Here is a 23,311-nt window from a genome sequence, read left to right as displayed (position 1 = left end):
GGCTCATCCACTCGTATTTTCAGCTTTCCCCACCGTCATACCTATTGCCAATGTGGCAGCAATGTTGCGCGCCGCCCTAAACACATTGTCTGCGGCATTATCCAACGCCTGATCCAGAGTGCAGATAGTATCAATGACACTGAAAACGGCATCCAGCCCGTGTTCATACACCACATCGACATCGTCGGTCAGGCTACCGGCAATCCCAATCACCGGTTTGTTATAACGCTTAGCCACTCTGGCTACACCAACAGGCACTTTGCCGTGAATGGTTTGGCTATCCATCCTCCCTTCGCCGGTAATCACAAAAGTCGCATCTCGCACTAAAGCATCTAAACCCAGAGCATCCGTCACAATATCAATACCTGGGCTTAGGGTCGCGCCGCAAAAAGCCAACAACGCCGCACCTAACCCCCCAGCAGCCCCCGCGCCCTCAACTTGATCAACATCGATCCCCAGATGGCGCTTAATCACATCAGCGTAATGCCGCAACCCCTCATCCAGTTGGGCAATCATCGCAGGAGTCGCGCCTTTCTGCCGACCAAAAACAACAGAAGCCCCTGCACTGCCGGTGAGTGGATTGGTGACATCACAAGCCACCTCGATTCGGCACGACTTGATACGTGGGTCAAGCTCTGAAATATCAATCCGATCCAGCTCAGCCAGCTTACCGCCGCCAAAACCAAGCTGCTTCCCATGCTTATCCAGCAGTTTGACTCCCAGCGCCTGCACCATCCCTGCGCCACCATCATTGGTCGCGCTACCTCCGATACCAATAATGATATGTTTCACGCCCTGATTAAGCGCCTTACCAATCAATTCGCCAGTACCGTAAGAGGTGGTTTTCAATGGATTACGCAAGGGAGGTGGAACAAGCTCAAGTCCACTGGCAGCGGCCATTTCAATGAATGCACACTTTTCATCACCGGATATTCCGTAAAAAGCATTAATTTCTTCCCCCAACGGGCCAGTGACATTAACCTGCATAATCCTGCCCGCCGTGGCTGCAACCATCGCTTCTACCGTGCCCTCGCCACCATCGGCAACCGGCAACTTGATATATTCTGCATCAGGAAATTGAGTACGAAAGCCCGCTTCAATTTGTACGGCAACTTCCAGCGCGGATAAACTTTCTTTATAAGAGTCTGGAGCAATGACTATTTTCATAAATGATTCAATCTCATAAGCTATCCATACCACTCAAGACAGCGGGATGTTTATTAGTATAGCCCTGTAACCCGGTGGCAAGCTGCTGCACTAGAAAATGCGCCCTGCTTCACAGACTACGGGATAGCAAAAACTATGCTGTCACCTTGCCGTTATAGCTTTAGCAGGAAACTAAGCAATAAAGAGTTAGAAAAATCGAGCGGAAGTAGTGATAAGGTACAGGGGTCACTGGCAGAAAGTGCCAATACATTTATTTGTGCGATAAGCAGTGGAAGACCATACTTGCCAGTAATCAGTTAGAGGAGAGCAATGTGCAACGCGAACAAGTTTTAAGCAGCGCGCTCAATCTGTTAGAACAGAAAGGGCTGGCAAATACCACTCTGGAGATGCTGGCAGAAGAAGTCTCTGCCGAGGTCAGTGATCTGACCCGATTTTGGCCTGATCGCGAGGCGTTACTATATGATTGCCTGCGCTATCACGGTCAACAGATCGACACCTGGCGGCGTCAATTGCAGCTAGATGAAACATTATCGCCGAAACAAAAACTACTGGCGCGCCACCAAACACTCAGTGAACAAGTACAAAACCAGCGCTATCCCGGTTGCCTGTTTATTGCGGCATGCAGTTTCTATCCTAATGACGACCACCCTATTCACCAGTTGGCAGAACAGCAAAAACAAGCCTCGCTAAATTATACTCAGGAATTGTTGCACGAGATGGATGCTGACGATGCAGGTATGGTCGCACAGCAGATGGAACTCATTTTGGAAGGTTGCCTGAGTAAGCTGTTAGTTAAGCGCCAATTGCAAGATGTTGAAGTCGCCAAACGCCTGGCAGAAGATATATTGGAAGTTGCTCAATGCCGAAAAAACGGTGCGCTAAGTTAAGGCTGCATCAGGTAAAATTTCAGGGCAATTTACAGAGTTTTTCCCATTTTTGCCTGAAAAGAAAGCGATCAATATGATTTTAGGGGTTTTACGCGATAAATTCGTTGACGATCAGCGCCCAATACGGTTTAATGCGCCCCGTTGCCCGGATAGCTCAGTCGGTAGAGCAGGGGATTGAAAATCCCCGTGTCCTTGGTTCGATTCCGAGTCCGGGCACCATATTCATAACCTGTTTGTTAAGAACTAAGATTTTTAACAGGCATGACAAAGTACCCGAATCATCATCGTGCAAGTAGGCTGTAACTGCTACACCTTGGTTGAACATAGGGGAATAATAAACCGGAGAATGTCGATGACAAACTTCGGTTTTATTGTGTCTTAAGGCGGAGGATATTGACAGTTTTTCAGCGCACCTGCCAATATTCTGTTAAGGAAAGCGGTAATTTTTTCTTTCTGTTATGCCGATTTTTAAAAAAAACCTCTTTTCTCTCAAAAGTCTCTTCCAACGCCAGTCTGAGGCTATCTATATCGCCCTCAACATATTCCAGTGTGACCGCAATACTTGAATGCCCTGGCAGGGTCTGAACCACTTTCTGATTACGATCCGGTGATTTCATCATTTCAGTGGCGATCAATAACCTTGTAATAAGGGGTAGATGCAGCTTGTATGCTTTTTGTGGCCCCCTGATAAGTCATCATTTCCTGTGGAGATGCGGGTGTTTTAGATATGATTTTGATAGTTCCTGAAAATTGACCAAATTTTTCTGACGGGAATGCTTCATAGCGGATATTGACTTTATCTTCTGCTGATATATATGGAATAGAATCATTGGGAACCCAAATAACCAGATAATGATTTTTTATCAATGTAGGAATTATTTGAAGTAAACTATCACCAACATTTATCATTTGACCTACCGTAACACTCATCGAATCAATTTGGCCATCCGACAACGCGCGAACAATGATCTCTCCTCCTGCATCTGTATTGATTAGTTCGCGTTGTAAGGCGTAGCGCTGGAGCTCCATTTGATTAATTCGGTTATCAAATTCCGCCGATTGTGTTTGAATTTCACTCTCCAGAGTAATTAGTTGCAAAGAATTTTGTTCATTTTGACCACTTAGGTTTAATAAATTATTTTGCTGTTGATAATACAGAGAAACCTGGTTAGTTAATTGATCTTTACTTATTAAACCTTTTTCTTGATAAGCACTGTAATTATCCATATTATCTTTCATTAACTTTACTCCTTGTTCTGCTTTATGGATAAAATCAGAAGAGCGCTTAAAGGCGGCAGCATACTGTATTTTTTGTTTTCCCAGCGAATCTATAGTCGTTTTTTTACTGTTTTCAATTCGAGAAATAATGCTACTCACACGCTCAAGTTGATTTTTAATGTTTTCGCGCTGATTATCACTCACAACACCACTACGAGTACTCTTACTAATATCAGTTTGGTAAATAGGATCATCTTTTTTGATTATTTGTCCTTCCGTTACAAATTTCTTAACCACAAAGCCTTGAACACCTGAATACACACTCACCGCCCTAGGATAAGTTGTTATCTCACCACCAACATTGACCCGCCGCGTGTAGGTGCCAGCCATGGCCTCAGCACAGGTACGCTCCACGACATCAATCGCGGGGATTATCACGTTGTTCTGCCGGAGATAGATTAGTAACTCTTCGGCCAGGAGAATACCTTTATCGGTGCGTGTCGCCATCGACAGCAGGTGTGTAATACAGTCCTGTTGTGTTTTTCCGGTGAACGCCTTTACGCCAAGATAGCGGTACAGTTCGGTTAAATGCTCGCGCCGGGCCGTATCCCTGCCGGAAAGGTAAGCTTGCCAGAGATCCCCGGTGAGTTTTAGCCTGCTGGCGATATGCTTCAGCAGCGCATCAGAGGGTGGGATTTTTTTACCCGGGGCAAAGCCGACAGAGAAAGAATCTGCCTCCTTGCCATATAATTTCCCTCATAAATTATTCGATGCAGTATTTTTAACAAAATGGTTATCGCATAAGGGTACACCCTGAAGCTAAGTAAAGTCCGCTGAGTGCAACTAACGGACATAACAAATTCAGCGGTAGGTCTCTCGTGTGCAACCATGCTCAGCGGGAGAATATTCGGCTTTGCATAAGGGCTTGAGGTATATTCCTGCTGAAATGCCACCCAGAACGTGATTCAGGGTTAATTCACATACCTCAGTGCATTCAAAATTAACGTGAAGGCGGGAAGGGCCTGCCTTCTACTCGGATAGTACAGATGGTAACCAGGTAACAGGGGGGACCACTCCTCAAGCACCGGCATCAGCCTTCCTTCCTTTATATATCTTTGCACCACATCTTCCGGTGCGTAAGCCAGTCCATACCCTTCGAGTGCCGCTGTTAACAACTGTGGTGAAGTATTAAAAATCATCTGACCGGGAACCTGAACTTTTACTTCCTGACCGCCTTTCTCGAACTCCCAGGCGAACAGGCCTCCGTGTGTGGAAAGCCGCAAATTGGCGCAGTTGTGTGAGGTCAGATCATGTGGCGTTTCTGGCTTAGGATGTCGGGAGAAATAGTCAGGAGAGCCAACAACTATCATGCGAAAATCAGGAGAAATACGCATGGCAATCATATCTTTGGCAATCTGATCCCCGATACGAACTCCCGCATCGAAACGGCCCGCCACAATATCGATTAATCCGTAATCCACGTTAATTTCAAGCGTGATATCAGGATATTCCTTCAGCAGCTTTGAAAGTTTTGGCCACAGTATTGTGGTAGCCGGATGGTCATGGGAACTGATGCGTATCGTGCCGCCCGGTTTCTCGCGCAGCTCTCCTAAAGTGGCAAGCTCAGTTTCGATCCCGTCGTAGTAAGGCGTTAGATTCGCAAGAAGCCGTTCTCCCGCCTCGGTTGGCACAGCACCTCGCGTTGTCCGAGTAAGTAAACGGATGCCCAGTCTTTCCTCCAGACCACGAATACTATGACTGATCGCCGATTGTGAAACGCCCAGATGTGCTGCGGCTCGGGTGAAGCTTTTTTCACGTGCTACCGTGATGAAAACAGCAAGATGATTAAAGTCCGTATGGTCCATTATGAATTTACCTCATGTTAGTTATCTGAGTATGCCACTTCTGTAATGCCGGTTCATTATCTAAAGTAGACACATCCCACCTAATCAAGCCGTGCTTGTGAGGTGTTCAAATCCACAAACAGGAGACTCATCATGCAAAAGCGACAATTAGGTAACAGTGGTCTGGAAGTATCGGCACTTGGTCTGGGTTGTATGGGGTTGACTTTCGGTTACGGTCCTGCCACCGATAAAGCTGAAGCGATCAAACTTATCCGTGCGGCTTATGAACGCGGTGTAACACTGTTCGATACCGCAGAAGCCTACGGCCAGGTCAATGAAGAAATGGTTGGCGAAGCCGTAGCGCCTTTCCGTGACCAGATCGTTATCGCGACAAAATTCGGTTTTAAGGACGGTAATGCAGCGGCGGGCCTCGACAGCCGTCCTGAGCGTATCCGCACTGTTGTTGAACAGTCCCTTAAGCGCCTGAAAACGGATTACATCGATCTCTTTTACCAGCATCGTGTGGATCCAAACGTGCCAATGGAAGATGTCGCCGGTGCCGTACGTGACCTTATTCAGGAAGGAAAGGTAAAATATTTTGGGATGTGTGAGGCGGGTGTAAAAGCTATCCGTGACGCTCATGCCGTTCAGCCTCTTTCTGCACTGCAGAGTGAATACTCTATGTTCACCCGTGAACCTGAAGACGTCATTATCCCGACGCTCGAAGAGCTGGGCATCGGTTTCATACCTTTCAGCCCGCTGGGTAAAGGCTTCCTGACAGGAAAAATTGATGGTGCAACCACCTTTGCCGACGGTGATGTCCGAAATAATCTGCCGCGTTTTGCTGACGAAGCCCGTCAGGCCAACCACAACCTGGTCGCACTGATCGGTAAAGTCGCTGAACGTAAACAAGCAACCCCTGCACAGATTGCTTTAGCCTGGTTGCTGGCACAAAAACCATGGATTGCACCGATCCCCGGCACAACAAAACTCCACCGTCTCGAAGAAAATGTGGGCGGGGCTGCTGTTGAACTGACTACTGCCGATCTGCAGGAAATTGCAGATGTGCTGGCAAAAGTTCCCGTCCAGGGCGAGCGCTATAACGCTGCAATGATGAAGTCCATCAACCGCTAAGCCTTGCTTCATTAACCGGCGACGTGTGTCGCCGGTATCCTCCCGCATTCATTCTCAGAGGACATCATCATGACGACTCAATCTCTTAAAGGCCGTATCGCACTGGTCACCGGCGGAACAACCGGACTGGGTTTCGGTGCGGCGAAACGACTGGTTGAACACGGCGCAACAGTCTATATCACCGGCCGCCGGCAGAACGTGCTGGACGAGGCAGTAAACAAACTGGGCACCTCCGCAAGAGCTATATGTGCGGATGTCTCAAGTAAAGAAGACATGCTGCGTGCGGCGGCAACCATTAAAGCCGAGCAGGGGCATCTCGATATTTTGTTCGCTAACGCGGGCGGTGGCCATGCTACGCCACTCGAAGAACTGACCGAAGATCAGATTGACAGCGAACTGAGCATTAATATTAAAGGTGTTGTACTCACTATGCAGAGCATGCTGGACGTGCTTCGTGACGGTTCTTCCGTAGTGCTAAATGCGTCGATTACTGCAGATATGGGGTTACCTGGATTTGCTGTTTATGCAGCGACCAAAGCGGCAGTACGTTCACTGGCACGCAGCTGGACCACGGATTTAAAAGGGCGAGATATCCGGATCAATACCATAAGCCCCGGTGTAATCCCGACCGAAGGTTACAGCAACGAACAGAAAATGAGTGACAACGATATTGCCTCATATGTGGAGCGAGTTTCTGCAGAAATTCCGGCCGGGCGCGTGGGCACCGTAGAAGATATCGCTGATGCGCTGATTTTTCTGGTATCAGACTCGAGCACGTACATACGTGGCATTGACCTGATTGTTGATGGCGGGATGACACGTGTTTATGCCGGTAAGAACTGAGGAGATGACGATGCAGAAAATAAAATCGGAAGAACGCCACATCATATGTGAACTGCGATGTGAACCTGAGAATCGTGAGCGCGTTAAAGAGCTGGTTCTGAAATTTGTTGAACCAGCACGCCTAGAAACAGGTTGCCTGTATTACGATCTCTATCAAAAAATCGATGAACCGGACACATTTTATATTATTGACGGATGGGTCAACCAGGAAGCAGTAACCAGCCATGCGGAAAACCCGCATGTTGCTGAAGTCATGTCAGACCTGCAACCTCTGCTGACATTTGGGCCTTCTATTAGTCTCATTACCCGTGTCAGTGACTGATAGGGGGACAGGTTATTCTTCGATGGCATCTGGATCACGGTTACCTGAAAGAGCATCTGTTTCGCCACAGCCAGAGGTACAAAAATCACCTTAACGTACAATAATTTTCGATATCCAAACTGACCCCTACATATTTAAAAGAAGAACACCGGACTGGTCGGTGTTCTTCAGACTGCTGACAAACCTCGATAACTCGATCTTGCAAGGTGAAGGCAGGCAGAAAAGTAAAGCGTCCGCGCCAGGGAGGGGTTTACGGCGTCTTTACGATCTGCCTGTTTTCACCGTTATGGGCACTTTGTCATTAACCTCAAACCAGCTTAATAGCTGGTTTTTTGCTTTCTGCCGTTTGGATGTTCCCGAATAGCGACACAAGCCCCCCCTTTATCAAGGAGGGCTGTGGTGAGATTACAATGCGTTAGTGAAGGTACGAGAGATAACATCCTGCTGCTGCTCGGATGTTAGGGCATTAAAGCGAACTGCGTAGCCAGAAACGCGGATGGTGAGGTTCGGATAGTTCTCTGGATGAGCGATAGCATCCAGCAACATGTCGCGGTTCATCACATTAATATTGAGATGCTGCCCACCTTCCATAGCCGCATCATGGTGAAAATAGCCATCCAACAAGCCAACGAGATTATTATTACGTACAGCTGAGTCCTTGCCCAATGCCGCAGGGACAATCGAGAAGGTGTACGAAATCCCGTCTTTAGCATATTTGAACGGCAGCTTACTGACCGAGGTAAGTGAGGCTATCGCCCCTTTGCGATCACGACCATGCATCGGGTTGGCCCCAGGCGCAAACGGCATACCGCTGCGTCGTCCATCCGGCGTATTACCGGTCTTCTGGCCATACACCACGTTAGAAGTGATGGTCAGAATTGACTGGGTCGGTACCGCATGACGATAAGTCGGCAGCTTGCTGATTTTCTTCATAAAGCGCTCAACCAGATCACAAGCAATCGCGTCGACACGCTCATCGTTGTTACCATACTGCGGATATTCGCCTTCAATCGCAAAATCAATGGCTAGCCCGTCAGTATCACGGATAGGTTTAACCTTGGCGTACTTAATCGCCGAGAGTGAATCCGCCGCCACCGAAAGCCCGGCAATACCACACGCCATAGTACGATAAACATCGCGATCGTGTAGTGCCATCAGCGAAGCTTCGTAACTGTATTTATCGTGCATGTAATGAATCAGGTTCAGGGCACTGATGTATTGCACCGCCAACCAGTCCATAAATACATCAAGGCTGACCATTACCCGCTCATAATCCAGCACCTCATCAGTCATTGGCGCGCATTTCGGGCCAACCTGGATTTTGAGTTTTTCGTCCACGCCACCATTGATGCAATACAACAACGTTTTGGCCAGATTGGCGCGTGCGCCAAAGAATTGCATCTGCTTACCCAGCACCATTGGGCTGACACAACAGGCAATAGCATAATCATCACTATTAAAGTCAGGGCGCATCAGGTCATCATTCTCGTACTGCAACGAAGATGTCTGGATAGAAACATTGGCCGCGTAGCTCTTAAATGCCGCCGGCAGAGCCTCCGACCATAAAATGGTCAAGTTAGGCTCCGGTGCCGGGCCCATAGTGTCCAATGTATGAAGATAACGGAACGTATTTTTGGTAACCAAAGTACGACCATCCAACCCCATTCCGCCGAGTACTTCGGTTGCCCAAATCGGGTCACCGGAGAACAATGAATCAAACTCAGGAGTCCGTAGGAAACGCACCATACGGATCTTCATGATAAAGTGATCGACAAGCTCCTGAGCCGCCTGCTCATTCAGCAACCCACTCGCCAAATCGCGTTCGATATAAATATCAAGGAAAGTCGCGGTTCGACCTAATGACATCGCGCCACCATTTTGCGATTTTACCGCCGCCAGATAACCAAAATAGAGCCACTGAATCGCTTCGCGGGCATTTTGGGCTGGGCTAGAAATATCAAAACCATAACGCGCAGCCATCGTTTTAATCTGCAATAACGCGTGGCGATGCTCGGCCAGCTCTTCACGCAGGCGGATGACGCTTTCCAACTCAATGCCCTGCTCAAGCTGCGGCTGTAAATCAGCGAACTGCAACTCACGTTCACGCACCAGATAGTCAATACCGTAAAGAGCAATACGTCGGTAATCACCGATAATACGCCCGCGCCCGTAGCCATCAGGCAAACCAGTTAAAATGCCAGATTTACGGCATTTCAGCATCTCGGGAGAATAAACATCAAACACACCCTGATTATGGGTTTTTCGTAAATCTGTGAAGATGTATTTGAAGTCATCGTTCATCTCGCGGCCATAGGCGTCAAAGGCACTTTGCACCATATTGATACCACCGAAAGGATGCAACGCGCGTTTCAGCGGCTTATCGGTCTGTAGCCCAACGATTTTCTCCAAGCCTTGCTCGATATAACCCGCATCATGCGCCGTAATAGTGGTGGCAATATCATCATCAAAATCTACCGGGGCATGGGTGGCATTCTCCTGACGGATACCCTCCATAACCTGTTCCCATAGTTTTTGAGTAGCAGGCGTTGCCTCAGATAAAAATGACTCATTACCTTCATATGGCTGATAATTTTTCTGGATAAAATCCCTAACATTAATTTCGTCGCGCCAGTCGTTTCCGCTAAATCCCAGCCAGGCATCTGCATATTTCTTATTACTGATATCTACATCAATCTTCATGAACAAACTCCAATAAACAAGATAAAGGGATCACTTGATGGATCAGGCCGTTAAATAACAGCCTCAAGAACCACCGTGCCCTGTTGTGCATAGCCAAGACGAATAGCATCAAGCGCAATCATTTTTTCTTCATTAGTGGGTATCACTGCGGCGGTAACTCGTGAACGTGCGGTGGTGATGATCTGGGATGTTCCATGCTGCAACCGCTTATTTTTGGCGTGATCAATATCAATACCAAAAACAGCCAGATGCTCTAGTGTTAACTGCCGTATCAATGATGAGTTTTCGCCGATCCCCCCAGTAAAAATCAGAGCATCGAATCGGCGTAGCGAACTCGCGTGCCCGCCGATGTGCCGCGCCAACCGGTGTACAAAAGTATTTATCGCCAGACGCGCACCTTCATGCCCCTCGTGATAGGCATTTTCCAGCACGCGCATATCTGCGGATAGACCGGAGATCCCCAGCAACCCGGACTCTTTATTCACCATATGGTCCAGGTCTTCCAGGCTTTGACCGGTTTGGCGCGCTAGGTAGGCCAATGCACCATAGTCGACGTCACCACTGCGAGTTCCCATAATCAACCCCTCCAGTGGTGTCATGCCCATTGATGTATCAACACTTTTACCATCCTGAACGGCACAGAGAGACGCCCCATTCCCCAGATGAGCGATAATCAAGCCGCAATCGCTGCCGTCAACTCCGAGAAAACTCGCCGCTTCCCCAACCACATAACGGTAAGAGGTGCCATGAAATCCATAGCGCCGTACCCCTTGTTCGCAAAAATAGCGGTAAGGCAGTGCGTAGAGATAAGCCTCTGGTTTTAAGGTTTGATGAAAGCCGGTATCAAATACCGCCACTTGCTTGATGCCAGGGAATAACTGACGTGCAGCCCCAACGCCGTGTAAATTGGCGTAGTTATGCAGCGGGGCCAGCGGCGAAACTTTTTTGATTTCCTCGACCACCCGGTCATCAATCAATACCGACTCACTGAATATTTCGCCACCATGAGCAATACGGTGGCCAATAAGTGAAATTGATTTACTCAAACCACGTTTATCTAATTCATCGGCAATAGCAGCCAATGCGTCAGAATAATTCCATTTAGCCAATTGAAATTGTGTGACTCTATCAATCCGCAAAAAAGGCTTTTCAGTGCCGATACCATCGGCAATCCCAGAGATTACCGCTTCGCAATTGTCGGCTGTCAGCACTGAAAACTTAATGGATGATGAACCACAGTTAATAACCAAAACTGTAGGATTTAATGTCATGTGATTACTCCGCCCGTGTTTCATTGGGTAAACACGGGCTTTTAGCGCCGTACTTACAATAATTTGTAGACGATGTTGAAGATGGTCAGCAGACCGACGATAGTGACAAAATAGTTTTCTGGCCGGCCTCTGAAACGTGCCAGAGAAGGTAATTTATGAATAGCGTACATTGGCAACAGGCACAGTAGCGAAGCAATAATAGGTGCGCCCATAGCTTCAATTAAATCAAGTATATTAGGGTTGATATAAGCTACTAACCAGGTGGATCCCATAATAAAGAACATGCTGATCAGATTAAGCTTCCCACTGGATATTTTTGTTTTATCACCTTTATAACCGAACTTAATTACTAAACCATTAAGACCTTCCAACGTACCGAGATAGTGTCCGAAGAAAGATTTAAAAATAGCGACGAGAGCTATTAGCGAAGCGGCGTATTCCAGAGTGATTGAAAAAGTCGACCGGCTACCGGCCATCGAAGAGAAATGGTTGGCCAGATAAGACAATACTGGAATATTTTGTGCCTTGGCTTCCGCCATATTTTGTGGTGAAAGGGTAAATAGGCAGCTAAAGGCGAAGAACATCACCACTGCCACCATTAATATGCTGGCCCTACTGATAATCTGAGAGCATTTCTTCTCCGTATATTCACGACCAAATTCCGGTTCATATTCTTCACGTTTCGATACCACGAAAGAAGAAACAATCGGTGAGAAGTTGAAGGAGAACACCATAATAGAAATCCCCAACCATACTGTCACCAGTATGCCGTCATGCCCTAGCAACGAAATCTGACTCAAATCTACTTGCTCAATAACCGAGGCATTCCAGTAAGGAATTAATGAGAGTGAGATAAGTACCAGGCAAGCAATAAACGGGAAGACCAGGAAACTCATTACCTTAACCATCAGGTCTTTACCGAAGTAAATGACCACGGCCATTAGTAGCAATAGCGCTAGTGCTACCACACCCCGGTTTAATGGCGCTAACTGGAGTTGATTTTCCCAGAAAGTCATAAAGGTATTGGTGATAGTCACACCATAAATCCACAGCAGCGGACAAATGGCAAAGAAATACAAGAAGGTAATGACCACACCACCGGTTTTGCCAAAATGTTCTTCGACAGTTTCAGTGATATTGCCCGAGCAATTGCTACCAGATAGACATAAGCGAGCAAGTGCGCGGTGGCAGAGAAAGGCGATGGGATAAGCCAACACCAACATAATTAAAATAGGAATTAACCCGCCAAAACCCGCGCGGATAGGAAAGAATAAAACTCCGGCCCCTATAGCTGTACCAAATAATCCCAAAGTCCAAGTTGTGTCAGATTTGCGCCACGTTTTTGTTTCTATTGTGGTTGTAATAGCATTATCGATATGCATTAATAAATTCCTTATTAATATATTTTACGAAATACTGCCTAGTCCCGTTATTTGTGATACGCGCGATAAATCTATATTCCCGCCTGATATAATGCTGACGGTTTTTTTACCTGTAATATAATATTTTAATTTTCCGCTTAATAATGCTGCGGATGCTAATGCTCCTGCACCCTCAGTAATAATCTTATTACGTTGAATAAGATCAACCATACTTTTTCTAATTTCATCTTCACTGACCAATACAATATCAGTAACCAATGCTTTAACTATTTCGAAAGGTAAAGTGCCGGGGCGAGCGACATCACAACCATCAGCTAGCGTGCTGGCTTTACGGTGATTGGTAATACTGCCGCTATAATAAGATGCCGCCATGCCATGAACATTTTCTGACTGCACACCAATGATATTAATGGTTGGATTAATAGATTTAATCGCCAGTGCAATACCAGAAATTAATCCGCCACCACCAATGGGGACAATCACATTATCGACATCATAAAGATCTTCGAGTATTTCCAGCCCTATTGTCCCCTGCCCGGCAATAACTTTTTCATCATCAAATGGGTGGATAAAAATACGGTTTTCCATTTCAATAATTTCGCTGGCTTTAGCAATAGTGTCATTGAAGTTCTCACCATGGAGCACCACCTCAGCAGAGTATTCACTGGTCGCCGCAATTTTTGATTTAGGTGCGCAATTTGGCATGACCACCTTGCTATTAATCCCCAGCATGGCACAAGACAGAGAGACACCTTGCGCATGGTTACCCGCCGAGCAGGCCACGACGCCCTGTTTTCTTTGTTCTTCGCTGAGTGAACTGAGCTTATTAAACGCCCCGCGGATCTTGAATGACCCCGTACGTTGCATATTCTCAAACTTGAGATAAATCTCGCCATGACAGCGCTCACTCAGATAATTTGATCTCGCCAACCCGGTTTTGTAGATATGCCCTTGCAATCTTTTCTGTGCTTCAATCACATCATTTATTGTTATCGGTAAGTTGCTGTAAATTTTCATTTTTAATAGCCTTGCAGAGTAATATTTTTAAGAATAATGTATTCATGCGGCAGGATGCTACGGTACAAAAAACTGGATTAATGTGACAATCACAGCAAAAAACCACGCAAGTGATCATACGATCAGCTGTTTATTTCAAAAAATGCAATGGGGTCGACATTCCTTTTTTCGGATTAGTTTTACTAATGTTAAAATACGAAAGATGACAAAAACGATAGCCCGATGAATTATTGGGTAAAATTGTGGGAACCCGCCAGAAAGGTGGATACACTAAGTTAACATGCTATTTACAGCTGATGATGCAGAATAAAATGCTAAATTCTTATTCTTCTACTCAAGTCCTCTATTTATAAATTCCCTCCACTTGCCACTCCTTTTCAGTTTCCATCGCAAAGCCCAGTTAACGGCGTCAATTATTGCCTCTGGATTTGTCAGTATATTTACCCACCAACGGCGATAACTCCGTTAATTTCCAACATAAAAACGCCTCACCCCGGCTTCTTTCCTACACCCCAACGAATGTGAGTATATTTCGCTTATATTTGATGATTTGGATCAATATATTTGGCTTTACTCATTGATCGAATGCGTATGATTATCATTTAATTTATCATTCAGAATGCAATAGAGCCTGTTATGAATATTGATTTGATGCCATATCACGCCCGTCAGGGGCCGCTACCTTTCCCAAAACGCTGGGCCACAATGCCCTGGCGGGATAGTCGCCCATTGCCAGCCGAGTCACTCCAGGATAGCTGGCAGGCACTGCTACAAAAGGCGCTACCGCCTAATAAGCGATTGCTTTATTTACATATTCCGTTTTGTGCTACTCATTGTACTTTCTGCGGTTTCTATCAAAATCCATTGCAAACCGACAGTACCGCGCGCTACACCGACTACCTGCTACGCGAATTGAGCATGGAGGCCAGCAGCCCACTGCTACAAGGAGGGCCAATTCATGCCATTTACTTCGGTGGTGGCACGCCCAGTGCGCTTTCAGCACAACAGTTACACAGTATTATCAGCCAGTTGCGTAAAAGTTTACCGCTAGCTCCTGACTGTGAAATAACCGTTGAAGGGCGAATTTTCAATTTTGATGATGAGCGGATTGATGCTTGTCTGGAAGCGGGTGCTAACCGTTTCTCGGTCGGGATACAAACCTTTAATACCCGCATTCGTCAGCGCATGGGGCGTAAGGCCAGTCGTGATGAGGCGATTCATTTTCTGACTAATCTGGCTTCCCGCGATCGTGCCGCCGTAGTTTGCGATTTAATGTTCGGCTTGCCCCATCAAACACCAGAAACCTGGCAGGAAGATTTGGCTATCGTGCGCCAACTGCCACTAGATGGTGTTGACCTATATGCCCTTAATCTGTTGCCAACCACACCACTGGCCAAATCAGTAGAAAATAACCGGATAGAACTGCCGACACTGGCGCAGCAGTGTGATTTTTACTGTAGCGGCGCTGAGAACCTCGCCCAAGCCGGTTGGCATCAGTTAAGTAATAGCCATTGGGCGCGCACCACTCGTGAGCGAAATCTTTATAACTTATTGATTAAACAAGGAGCGGATTGTCTTGCATTGGGTAGCGGTGCGGGAGGCTCTTTACAAGGGCACGCCTACATGCAGCACCGTAGTCTGGATAACTACTACCGATTAATCGACAGCGGGCAAAAACCATTGATGATGATGACGCAAGCCAGCGGCGAACATCCGTGGCGAGCTAAATTGCAAAGCGGTATCGAAGTCGGTCGTTTAGATTTGAGCGAGTTAATCACAGATCCCTACCCGTTAATGCCATTGATCGCGCAGTGGCATCAGAGTCACCTGCTAAAAGATGACAGTTTCTGCTTGCGGCTCACCGACAGTGGGCGTTTTTGGGCCAGTAACATCATGCAGGCTCTGCAAAATATTATTCCTTCACTTATTACCACGGAAAGTCATTCATGAATGCTCCCACTCTCCAAAACAAACCCTCTTTGGCCGAATTTCTTGCCACTCAACCCGATGGCACACTGGAACAAATTGCTCAGGATTATCAGGTCAGCCCGCTTGATGTGGTACGTGAATTACCAAAGCGCGTATTAGTCAGCGCCGAGCATTTTGATCGCGTCTGGGACAGCATGACGGAGTGGGGAGATGTCACCACTCTGGTACATACCGCCGATATTATTTTGGAGCACAAAGGCCCACTGCCGAGTGGTTTTCATCGCCACGGCTATTTCAACCTTCGTGAGAAACAAGGTCTTAGCGGCCATATCAGAGCACAAAACTGCCAGGCCATTGCCCTACTGGAACGCCCGTTTATGGGCATGGCGACCGCATCGGTTCAGTTTTTTAATCAGCAAGGTGATGTGATGCTGAAAGTCTATGTTGGCCGTGATGAACACCGTCAGTTACTTACTGACGGCCTTGCCGCCTTCCACCAACTGGCTCAACAGCTTGCTCAAGAATCGTCTATTTTCGATAAAAAAATTAAGGAAACACCATGAAACCCTGGTTGATATTCGGTGCAGGTCATGGTGTTGGTGCACATCTGCTTGCGCTGGCAAACCAACATGCTAACGCGGCCCAGAACCCGCGCTCTGTCACATTACTGATACGTAATCCGCAGCAAGCAGAAGAGTTACGCAGCAAGGGGCTAACTGTAGTGTGCGGGGATGCTTGTGATCCAGGCAGTGTGTATCAAGCCTGCCAACTCGCAGGCCCGGACGCGGCCATCATTTCGACATTAGGTAGCCGTACTGCGGATTATCAAGGCAACCGATTGATCATTGATACCGCCGAGAAGCTAGGCCTGAAACGTATGCTTTTGGTGACATCCATTGGTTGCGGAGATAGTTGGCCGACACTTTCCCCCGCCGCTCGCGCCGCTTTTGGTCAGGCGGTGCGCGAGAAGTCACTGGCTGAGAGCTGGTTACAAACCAGCAACCTGACTTATACCCTAATTCGACCCGGTGGTTTGCTGGATCAATCCGCGACGGGGAAAGCCATCCGTCTGCAAACAGAGGCTCATGGCCTGGTTACTCGGGAAGATGTTGCCATTCACCTGAGTCAGATGGTCGAAGATCCCGCAACCTATCATCAGATTTATGCACTCGTCGATCCCGGATTAGTTCGCGAAGTAAAAATAAATTAACAATAAATATGTCTTGATGTAACACCGAACCATGATTGATAATGCTTATCATATTGATAGCGGTTATCATTACCTTGTTTGCAATATGGATAAACAGTTGAACAAAGCACCCACAATGAATGACGAACCTGCGGCCAAACCGCCTGCGGGCAACAAGCCCCTGTCTGTCTCCAGCGAGCAATTGCTGGGAGAGCATGGTGTCGCTTTTATCATCCATCAGGGCGAATGCTATCAGCTGCGCCAGACCAAAGCAGGGAAACTGATACTGACTAAATAATAGCCCAATGCCAATGTCGTGACAGCAAGGTAGCGGTTCCCGCTAGCACCGCTGTGGCAGGGGAAAAGGATACATCGCCAGCCACCCAGATTTTAGAATCAAGGCAGCCAGCAACCTATTTATTTGTTTTGCATATGATTTTTTTGCATAGAAAATATGGAGAATTGCCGACATGCCGCGTTCCACTTCCGACCGTTTCCGTTGGTCCCCACTCAGTTTGGCAATCGCTTGCACTTTGTCACTTGCTGTTCAAGCAGCTGATACCTCGTCCACTCAAACCAACAGCAAAAAACGCATTGCCGATACCATGGTAGTGACTGCGACCGGTAATGAGCGCAGCAGTTTTGAAGCGCCGATGATGGTGACAGTGGTTGAAGCCGATACACCGACCAGCGAAACCGCCACCTCTGCCACCGATATGCTGCGCAATATTCCAGGCCTGACCGTTACTGGCAGTGGGCGCGTTAACGGGCAGGACGTGACACTGCGTGGCTACGGCAAACAAGGTGTGCTGACTTTGGTTGATGGTATTCGCCAAGGCACTGACACCGGCCACCTGAACTCTACCTTCCTCGATCCGGCGCTGGTTAAGCGTGTTGAAATCGTCCGCGGCCCATCAGCGTTGCTGTATGGTAGCGGTGCCTTGGGGGGGGTTATTTCTTATGAAACCGTTGATGCCGCCGATCTCTTATTACCGGGCCAAAATAGCGGCTATCGGGTTTACAGCGCTGCGGCGACCGGTGATCACAGCTTCGGCTTGGGTGCCAGTGCTTTTGGCCGCACCGATGATGTCGATGGCATTCTCTCTTTTGGCACTCGTGATATCGGCAATATTCGCCAAAGCGACGGTTTTAACGCACCAAATGACGAAACCATCAGCAATGTGCTGGCAAAAGGCACCTGGCGTATTGACCAGATTCAGTCGTTAAGTGCCAATCTGCGCTATTACAACAACAGCGCACTGGAGCCAAAAAATCCGCAAACCAGCGCGGCATCCAGCACCAATCTTATGACCGACCGCTCGACTATCCAACGTGATGCACAGCTTAAATACAACATTAAGCCACTTGATCAAGAATGGTTGAATGCCACCGCGCAAGTTTACTACTCCGAAGTGGAAATCAATGCGCGACCACAAGGCACACCAGAAGAGGGACGCAAGCAAACCACCAAAGGTGGCAAACTGGAAAACCGCACTCGTCTGTTCACCGACAGTTTTGCATCACATTTACTGACTTACGGTACAGAAGCCTATAAACAGGAACAAACACCGAGCGGCGCAACAGAAAGTTTCCCGCAGGCAGATATCCGCTTTGGTTCTGGCTGGCTGCAAGATGAAATCACCTTACGCGACCTGCCAGTTTCTATTTTGGCTGGAACCCGTTATGACAACTATCGCGGCAGCAGCGAAGGCTATGCCGATGTGGATGCCGATAAATGGTCATCTCGTGGTGCCATCAGTGTGACACCGACAGACTGGCTGATGCTATTTGGTTCCTATGCTCAGGCTTTCCGCGCTCCGACCATGGGCGAGATGTACAACGATTCGAAACACTTTTCGATGAACATCATGGGTAACACCCTGACCAACTATTGGGTACCCAACCCGAATCTGAAACCGGAAACCAACGAAACTCAAGAGTACGGTTTTGGCCTGCGCTTTAACGACCTGATGATGGCTGAGGATGACCTGCAATTCAAAGCCAGCTACTTTGATACCAACGCCAAAGACTATATCTCCACCGGCGTTACCATGGACTTCGGCTTCGGGCCTGGTGGCTTGTACTGCAAAAACTGCTCGACCTATTCCACCAATATTGATCGGGCAAAAATCTGGGGTTGGGATGCCACTATGACTTACCAGACTCAGTGGTTTAACTTGGGTCTGGCCTATAACCGCACCCGTGGTAAAAACCAAAATACCAATGAATGGCTCGATACCATTAACCCGGATACCGTTACCAGTACCCTGGATGTACCCGTTGCTAACTCCGGCTTTGCTGTGGGTTGGATCGGAACATTTGCTGACCGCTCTAGCCGAGTCTCCAGCTCAGGCACACCGCAAGCCGGTTATGGCGTCAATGACTTCTACGTCAGCTATAAAGGCCAAGAGCAATTTAAAGGTATGACCACCACCGTGGTGTTGGGTAACGCATTCGATAAAGAGTATTACGCGCCACAAGGCGTGCCACAGGATGGTCGTAACGCGAAGTTCTTCGTGAGCTATCAGTGGTAACTGAATACAAAAGTTAGTCTGAAATAACACTTCCGGTAATTCAATCAGCGAATTACCGGATTATGATTTCCACCTGTCACCTGCATATAAAAAATCAATAGAACGAGGAAGTTATTATGAGCAAATCAATATACGAGCAGTATCTACAAGCTAAAGCAGATAATCCGGGCAAATATGCGCGCGATTTGGCCACGCTGATGGGGATTTCAGAAGCGGAACTGACCCATAGCCGCGTTAGTCATGATGCCAAACGTCTGAAAGGTGATGCCCGCGCACTACTGGCCGCATTGGAAGCTGTCGGTGAGGTCAAAGCTATCACCCGCAACACCTATGCCGTACATGAGCAAATGGGCCGTTACGAAAATCAACATCTGAATGGCCATGCTGGTTTGATCCTCAATCCACGCAATTTAGATTTACGCCTGTTCCTCAACCAGTGGGCCAGCGCATTCACGCTGACAGAAGAAACTCGCCACGGTGTACGCCATAGCATCCAGTTTTTCGACCATCAAGGCGATGCTCTGCATAAAGTGTATGTCACTGAACAAACTGACATGCCAGCCTGGGAAGCGCTACTGGCGCAGTTTATCACCACAGAAAATCCAGAGTTGCAGCTAGAGCCACTGAGCGCACCTGAAGTCACTGAACCGACAGCCACCGATGAAGCTGTCGATGCTGAATGGCGTGCTATGACTGACGTGCATCAGTTCTTCCAGTTGCTCAAACGCAATAATTTGACCCGTCAGCAAGCCTTCCGTGCCGTGGGTAATGATCTGGCTTATCAGGTTGATAACAGTTCTCTGACCCAGTTGCTGAACATTGCTCAGCAAGAACAGAATGAAATCATGATTTTTGTGGGTAACCGTGGCTGTGTACAAATATTCACCGGCATGATTGAAAAGGTTACACCACATCAAGATTGGATTAATGTTTTCAACCAGCGCTTCACGCTGCATCTGATTGAAACAACGATTGCTGAAAGCTGGATTACCCGCAAGCCAACAAAAGACGGTTTCGTGACCAGTTTGGAACTGTTTGCTGCTGATGGCACCCAAATTGCACAACTTTACGGTCAGCGCACCGAAGGCCAGCCAGAACAAACGCAATGGCGTGAGCAAATTGCTCGCCTCAATAATAAGGATATCGCCGCATGAGACTAAGGTTACTGTCACTCCCTTTCATTCTGTCGCTGAGCGCCTGTCTTCTGCCGCTGAACTCTTTCGCCGCAGAACGTATCGTCACCATTGGCGGTGATGTCACAGAAATCGCCTACGCACTGGGTGCGGGTGGTGAGATTGTGGCTCGTGACAGTACCAGTCTACAGCCTCAGGCAGTGCAAAAGCTGCCTGATGTTGGTTACATGCGCATGCTTAATGCCGAAGGAATTTTGGCAATGAAGCCGACCATGCTGCTGGTCAGTGAGCTGGCGCAACCTTCACTGGTACTCAAACAAGTCGCGGACAGTGGTGTGAATGTTGTCACTGTACCGGGTCAAACCACACCTGAAAGTGTGGCAGTGAAAATAAATGCTGTTGCCAGCGCACTGCATCAGCAGGAAAAAGGGCAAGCACTTATCAAAGACTATCAGCAACGTTTAGCCGCAGTGAACAACACACCACTGCCGGTTAAGGTGCTGTTTGTCATGAGTCATGGCGGCTTAACCCCGATGGCTGCCGGTCAAAATACCGCAGCGGACGCCATGATCCGCGCCGCCGGTGGTAGCAATGCGATGCAAGGTTTTAGCCGCTATCGTCCGTTATCACAGGAAGGGGTGATTGCCAGTGCGCCGGATTTATTACTGATCACCAGTGACGGTGTGAGAGCGCTGGGTGGCAGTGAAGGTATCTGGAAATTACCGGGGATGGCATTGACCCCGGCGGGCAAAAATAAACGCCTGTTAGTGGTTGATGATATGGCGCTACTCGGCTTTGGCTTGGAAACACCGCAAGTGCTATCGCAACTGCGCAAAGGTATGGAACAAGCGCAATGAATTGCCGTATTCACCCGCGACTCATGCTGAGTATCCTGCTGATGATCCTGATCATCCTGGCACTCGGTTCGGCCAATATGGGTGCATTGACGCTCTCGTTTCGTACCTTGTGGCATGCATCATTAGATGATGCCATGTGGCATATTTGGCTAAATATCCGCCTGCCCCGCGTGCTGTTGGCGGTAGTGGTCGGCTGCGCGCTGGCAGTTTCCGGCGCGATCATGCAGGGGTTATTCCGCAACCCACTGGCAGACCCCGGTCTGTTGGGGATCAGCAGTGGCGCAGCCCTGTGTGTCGGGCTGATTATTGTGATGCCATTCAGTTTGCCACCACTGCTGGCGCTTTACAGTCATATGGTCGGTGCCTTTATTGGCAGCCTGGCCATTTCTGCCATTATTTTCACCCTCAGCCGCTGGGGGCATGGCAACTTATCCCGTTTGCTGCTGGCCGGCATTGCGATCAATGCGCTATGTGGTGCGGCAGTCGGCGTGCTGACTTATATCAGTGATGATCAGCAATTACGTCAGTTCTCCCTGTGGAGCATGGGCAGTTTAGGTCAGGCGCAGTGGTCGACACTCATGGTGGCGGCATCATTGATTCTGCCTGCGTGCGTGCTCGGTTTGCTACAAGCACGTCAGTTGAACCTGTTGCAGCTAGGAGATGAAGAAGCGCACTACCTCGGCGTCAATGTAAAGCAAGCCAAACTGCGCTTGCTGTTACTCAGCGCTATTTTGATTGGTGCCGCCGTCGCTGTCAGTGGCGTTATTGGTTTTATCGGGTTAGTGGTACCGCATCTTATCCGGATTCGGATCGGGGCTGACCATCGCTGGTTACTACCCGGCGCTGCGCTGGGTGGAGCTTGCCTGTTACTGACCGCCGATACACTAGCTCGAACTCTGGTCGCACCGGCAGAAATGCCGGTCGGGCTAATCACCAGCCTACTGGGTGGCCCTTATTTTCTGTGGCTGATTTTACGTCAGCGGGAGCAACGCAGTGGTTGATACGGCAGTGGTTGATACGGCGCTATTAGAAGCGAATCAGCTTTCCTACCATGTACAGGGGCAAAAGCTGATTAATAACGTTTCGCTACAAATTGCCAGCGGCGAAATGGTAGCGATTATCGGGCCAAACGGTGCGGGGAAATCCACTCTGCTACGTTTATTAACCGGCTATCTCGCACCATCTGAAGGTCACTGCCAGTTGCTCGGTAAGAACCTCAATAGCTGGCAGCCCCAAGCATTAGCCCGAACCCGAGCGGTGATGCGCCAATACAGCGATTTGGCCTTTCCATTCAGTGTTAGCGAAGTGATTCAGATGGGCCGAGCCCCTTATGGGGCGGCGCAAAATCGTCAGGCGTTACAAGAAGTGATGGCGCAAACCGACTGTCTGGCACTGGCGCAGCGGGATTACCGCGCACTGTCCGGAGGCGAGCAACAGCGGGTTCAACTCGCCCGTGTGTTAGCGCAACTGTGGCAACCGGAACCGACCCCGCGCTGGTTGTTCCTTGACGAACCAACTTCCGCATTGGATTTGTATCATCAACAGCATACCCTGCGCTTATTACGCCAGCTCACCCTTGAGGAACCCCTGGCGGTGTGCTGTGTGCTGCATGATTTGAATCTGGCCGCACTCTATGCCGATCGTATTTTGCTGTTAGCACAGGGCGAACTGGTGGCCTGTGGTACACCAGAGGAAGTGCTCAATGCCGAAACACTGACCCGCTGGTATCAGGCTGATTTGGGCATTTCGCGTCACCCTGAAAGCGCCCTGCCGCAAATTTATCTGCGCCAATAATCTCAAGCCAAACCAACCTCAGGTTGGTCAGACTGCTGACAAACCTCGACGACTCGATATTGTAAGGTGAAGACAGGTAGAAGAGTAAAG

19 protein-coding genes, 1 tRNA gene and 3 pseudogenes are annotated in these 23,311 nt (G+C 48.4%); 15 read left to right on the top strand and 8 right to left on the bottom strand.

Annotated features, from left to right (window positions below):
* Positions 1-3: 3 nt before the first annotated feature.
* On the bottom strand, positions 4-1,167 hold the full coding sequence (locus FGL26_RS17805; RefSeq protein WP_005175573.1) for a glycerate kinase: 1,164 nt from the start codon (positions 1,165-1,167) through the stop codon (positions 4-6).
* Between the two features lie 311 nt (positions 1,168-1,478).
* Here FGL26_RS17805 and FGL26_RS17800 point away from each other — a divergent pair, with 311 nt between their 5' ends.
* Together FGL26_RS17800 and FGL26_RS17795 are read left to right on the top strand one after the other, a co-directional pair.
* A complete protein-coding gene (locus FGL26_RS17800) occupies positions 1,479-2,054 on the top strand; it encodes a transcriptional regulator (RefSeq protein WP_138060259.1) in 576 nt (191 codons plus the stop codon).
* Positions 2,055-2,197: 143 nt separating this feature from the next.
* Positions 2,198-2,273, top strand: a tRNA-Phe gene (locus FGL26_RS17795).
* Between the two features lie 254 nt (positions 2,274-2,527).
* Here FGL26_RS17795 and FGL26_RS17790 read toward each other — a convergent pair.
* The 3 genes and pseudogenes from FGL26_RS17790 to FGL26_RS17780 all read right to left on the bottom strand — a co-directional run.
* Positions 2,528-2,671: pseudogene (locus FGL26_RS17790) on the bottom strand (integrase); the annotation flags it as partial.
* A 982-nt stretch (positions 2,672-3,653) separates the two neighbouring features.
* Positions 3,654-3,995, bottom strand: a pseudogene (locus tag FGL26_RS21555) (DUF4158 domain-containing protein); the annotation flags it as partial.
* 248 nt (positions 3,996-4,243) lie between these two features.
* Positions 4,244-5,137 (bottom strand): LysR family transcriptional regulator, encoded by an 894-nt coding sequence (locus tag FGL26_RS17780; protein WP_005175579.1) that lies wholly within the window; start codon positions 5,135-5,137, stop codon positions 4,244-4,246.
* A gap of 132 nt (positions 5,138-5,269) precedes the next feature.
* Between FGL26_RS17780 and FGL26_RS17775 the strand changes: the two genes are divergently transcribed.
* From FGL26_RS17775 to FGL26_RS21975, 4 genes and pseudogenes are all read left to right on the top strand, one after another.
* Positions 5,270-6,250 carry an aldo/keto reductase gene (locus tag FGL26_RS17775; RefSeq protein WP_005175580.1) on the top strand — a complete coding sequence of 327 codons (981 nt, stop codon included), beginning with the start codon at positions 5,270-5,272 and terminating at the stop codon, positions 6,248-6,250.
* A 69-nt stretch (positions 6,251-6,319) separates the two neighbouring features.
* Positions 6,320-7,093 carry an SDR family NAD(P)-dependent oxidoreductase gene (locus FGL26_RS17770; protein WP_005175582.1) on the top strand — a complete coding sequence of 258 codons (774 nt, stop codon included), beginning with the start codon at positions 6,320-6,322 and terminating at the stop codon, positions 7,091-7,093.
* Positions 7,094-7,103: 10 nt separating this feature from the next.
* Positions 7,104-7,415 (top strand): putative quinol monooxygenase, encoded by a 312-nt coding sequence (locus FGL26_RS17765; RefSeq protein ID WP_005175583.1) that lies wholly within the window; start codon positions 7,104-7,106, stop codon positions 7,413-7,415.
* Positions 7,416-7,664: 249 nt separating this feature from the next.
* Positions 7,665-7,733 (top strand): annotated as a pseudogene (locus FGL26_RS21975) (gluconate 5-dehydrogenase); the annotation flags it as partial.
* Between the two features lie 87 nt (positions 7,734-7,820).
* Here the strand turns inward: FGL26_RS21975 and pflB are convergent.
* The 4 genes from pflB to tdcB are packed head-to-tail and all read right to left on the bottom strand — an operon-like array spanning position 7,821 to position 13,785.
* On the bottom strand, positions 7,821-10,115 hold the full coding sequence (pflB, locus tag FGL26_RS17760) for a formate C-acetyltransferase (RefSeq protein ID WP_032912919.1): 2,295 nt from the start codon (positions 10,113-10,115) through the stop codon (positions 7,821-7,823).
* A 50-nt stretch (positions 10,116-10,165) separates the two neighbouring features.
* Positions 10,166-11,386: a propionate kinase gene (gene tdcD / locus FGL26_RS17755; RefSeq protein WP_005175588.1), complete on the bottom strand. Its 1,221-nt coding sequence runs from the start codon at positions 11,384-11,386 to the stop codon at positions 10,166-10,168.
* A 53-nt stretch (positions 11,387-11,439) separates the two neighbouring features.
* Positions 11,440-12,768 (bottom strand): threonine/serine transporter TdcC, encoded by a 1,329-nt coding sequence (gene tdcC, locus FGL26_RS17750; RefSeq protein WP_005175589.1) that lies wholly within the window; start codon positions 12,766-12,768, stop codon positions 11,440-11,442.
* 24 nt (positions 12,769-12,792) lie between these two features.
* Positions 12,793-13,785, bottom strand: coding sequence for a bifunctional threonine ammonia-lyase/L-serine ammonia-lyase TdcB (gene tdcB, locus FGL26_RS17745; protein ID WP_005175591.1), 993 nt, complete (start codon positions 13,783-13,785; stop codon positions 12,793-12,795).
* A 636-nt stretch (positions 13,786-14,421) separates the two neighbouring features.
* Between tdcB and hutW the strand changes: the two genes are divergently transcribed.
* From hutW to FGL26_RS17700, 9 genes are all read left to right on the top strand, one after another.
* A complete protein-coding gene (gene hutW / locus FGL26_RS17740; protein WP_005175593.1) occupies positions 14,422-15,735 on the top strand; it encodes a heme anaerobic degradation radical SAM methyltransferase ChuW/HutW in 1,314 nt (437 codons plus the stop codon).
* Entirely contained in the window at positions 15,732-16,277 is a 546-nt protein-coding gene (gene hutX / locus FGL26_RS17735) for a heme utilization cystosolic carrier protein HutX (protein WP_011815408.1), read from the top strand. The genes hutW and hutX overlap by 4 nt, the downstream gene beginning before the upstream one ends.
* Positions 16,274-16,924: an SDR family oxidoreductase gene (locus FGL26_RS17730; RefSeq protein WP_005175599.1), complete on the top strand. Its 651-nt coding sequence runs from the start codon at positions 16,274-16,276 to the stop codon at positions 16,922-16,924. The genes hutX and FGL26_RS17730 overlap by 4 nt, the downstream gene beginning before the upstream one ends.
* An 85-nt stretch (positions 16,925-17,009) precedes the next feature.
* Complete coding sequence (gene hemP / locus FGL26_RS17725) at positions 17,010-17,201, top strand: hemin uptake protein HemP (RefSeq protein WP_005175601.1); 192 nt, start codon at positions 17,010-17,012, stop codon at positions 17,199-17,201.
* 172 nt (positions 17,202-17,373) lie between these two features.
* Positions 17,374-19,437: a TonB-dependent hemoglobin/transferrin/lactoferrin family receptor gene (locus FGL26_RS17720; protein ID WP_032912918.1), complete on the top strand. Its 2,064-nt coding sequence runs from the start codon at positions 17,374-17,376 to the stop codon at positions 19,435-19,437.
* Positions 19,438-19,553: 116 nt separating this feature from the next.
* Positions 19,554-20,591 (top strand): hemin-degrading factor, encoded by a 1,038-nt coding sequence (locus tag FGL26_RS17715; protein WP_005175605.1) that lies wholly within the window; start codon positions 19,554-19,556, stop codon positions 20,589-20,591.
* The gene (locus FGL26_RS17710) at positions 20,588-21,427 is read left to right on the top strand and encodes a heme/hemin ABC transporter substrate-binding protein (protein WP_005156544.1); all 840 of its coding nucleotides are present in this window, start codon (positions 20,588-20,590) and stop codon (positions 21,425-21,427) included. Before FGL26_RS17715 ends, FGL26_RS17710 begins: the two co-directional genes overlap by 4 nt.
* Positions 21,424-22,428, top strand: coding sequence for a FecCD family ABC transporter permease (locus tag FGL26_RS17705; RefSeq protein ID WP_032912917.1), 1,005 nt, complete (start codon positions 21,424-21,426; stop codon positions 22,426-22,428). The genes FGL26_RS17710 and FGL26_RS17705 overlap by 4 nt, the downstream gene beginning before the upstream one ends.
* Positions 22,421-23,221 (top strand): heme ABC transporter ATP-binding protein, encoded by an 801-nt coding sequence (locus tag FGL26_RS17700; RefSeq protein ID WP_011815405.1) that lies wholly within the window; start codon positions 22,421-22,423, stop codon positions 23,219-23,221. Before FGL26_RS17705 ends, FGL26_RS17700 begins: the two co-directional genes overlap by 8 nt.
* The last annotated feature ends 90 nt before the right edge of the window (positions 23,222-23,311 follow it).

Source organism: Yersinia enterocolitica subsp. enterocolitica, assembly GCF_901472495.1.
GTDB lineage: Bacteria > Pseudomonadota > Gammaproteobacteria > Enterobacterales > Enterobacteriaceae > Yersinia > Yersinia enterocolitica.
The sequence above is the reverse complement of the archived record's forward strand: the minus strand, read 5'-3'. Positions and strand labels throughout refer to the sequence as shown.

What these genes read in the sequence shown, in the direction of transcription:
- tdcB (WP_005175591.1), bottom strand. Translation starts at nt 13,785, where the DNA reads ATGAAAATTTACAGCAACTTACCGATAACAATAAATGATGTGATTGAA.
- FGL26_RS17770 (WP_005175582.1), top strand. Translation starts at nt 6,320, where the DNA reads ATGACGACTCAATCTCTTAAAGGCCGTATCGCACTGGTCACCGGCGGA.
- tdcC (WP_005175589.1), bottom strand. Translation starts at nt 12,768, where the DNA reads ATGCATATCGATAATGCTATTACAACCACAATAGAAACAAAAACGTGG.
- hemP (WP_005175601.1), top strand. Translation starts at nt 17,010, where the DNA reads ATGGATAAACAGTTGAACAAAGCACCCACAATGAATGACGAACCTGCG.
- FGL26_RS17765 (WP_005175583.1), top strand. Translation starts at nt 7,104, where the DNA reads ATGCAGAAAATAAAATCGGAAGAACGCCACATCATATGTGAACTGCGA.
- pflB (WP_032912919.1), bottom strand. Translation starts at nt 10,115, where the DNA reads ATGAAGATTGATGTAGATATCAGTAATAAGAAATATGCAGATGCCTGG.
- FGL26_RS17720 (WP_032912918.1), top strand. Translation starts at nt 17,374, where the DNA reads ATGCCGCGTTCCACTTCCGACCGTTTCCGTTGGTCCCCACTCAGTTTG.
- hutW (WP_005175593.1), top strand. Translation starts at nt 14,422, where the DNA reads ATGAATATTGATTTGATGCCATATCACGCCCGTCAGGGGCCGCTACCT.
- FGL26_RS17730 (WP_005175599.1), top strand. Translation starts at nt 16,274, where the DNA reads ATGAAACCCTGGTTGATATTCGGTGCAGGTCATGGTGTTGGTGCACAT.
- FGL26_RS17715 (WP_005175605.1), top strand. Translation starts at nt 19,554, where the DNA reads ATGAGCAAATCAATATACGAGCAGTATCTACAAGCTAAAGCAGATAAT.
- FGL26_RS17710 (WP_005156544.1), top strand. Translation starts at nt 20,588, where the DNA reads ATGAGACTAAGGTTACTGTCACTCCCTTTCATTCTGTCGCTGAGCGCC.
- FGL26_RS17805 (WP_005175573.1), bottom strand. Translation starts at nt 1,167, where the DNA reads ATGAAAATAGTCATTGCTCCAGACTCTTATAAAGAAAGTTTATCCGCG.
- hutX (WP_011815408.1), top strand. Translation starts at nt 15,732, where the DNA reads ATGAATGCTCCCACTCTCCAAAACAAACCCTCTTTGGCCGAATTTCTT.
- tdcD (WP_005175588.1), bottom strand. Translation starts at nt 11,386, where the DNA reads ATGACATTAAATCCTACAGTTTTGGTTATTAACTGTGGTTCATCATCC.
- FGL26_RS17780 (WP_005175579.1), bottom strand. Translation starts at nt 5,137, where the DNA reads ATGGACCATACGGACTTTAATCATCTTGCTGTTTTCATCACGGTAGCA.
- FGL26_RS17775 (WP_005175580.1), top strand. Translation starts at nt 5,270, where the DNA reads ATGCAAAAGCGACAATTAGGTAACAGTGGTCTGGAAGTATCGGCACTT.
- FGL26_RS17705 (WP_032912917.1), top strand. Translation starts at nt 21,424, where the DNA reads ATGAATTGCCGTATTCACCCGCGACTCATGCTGAGTATCCTGCTGATG.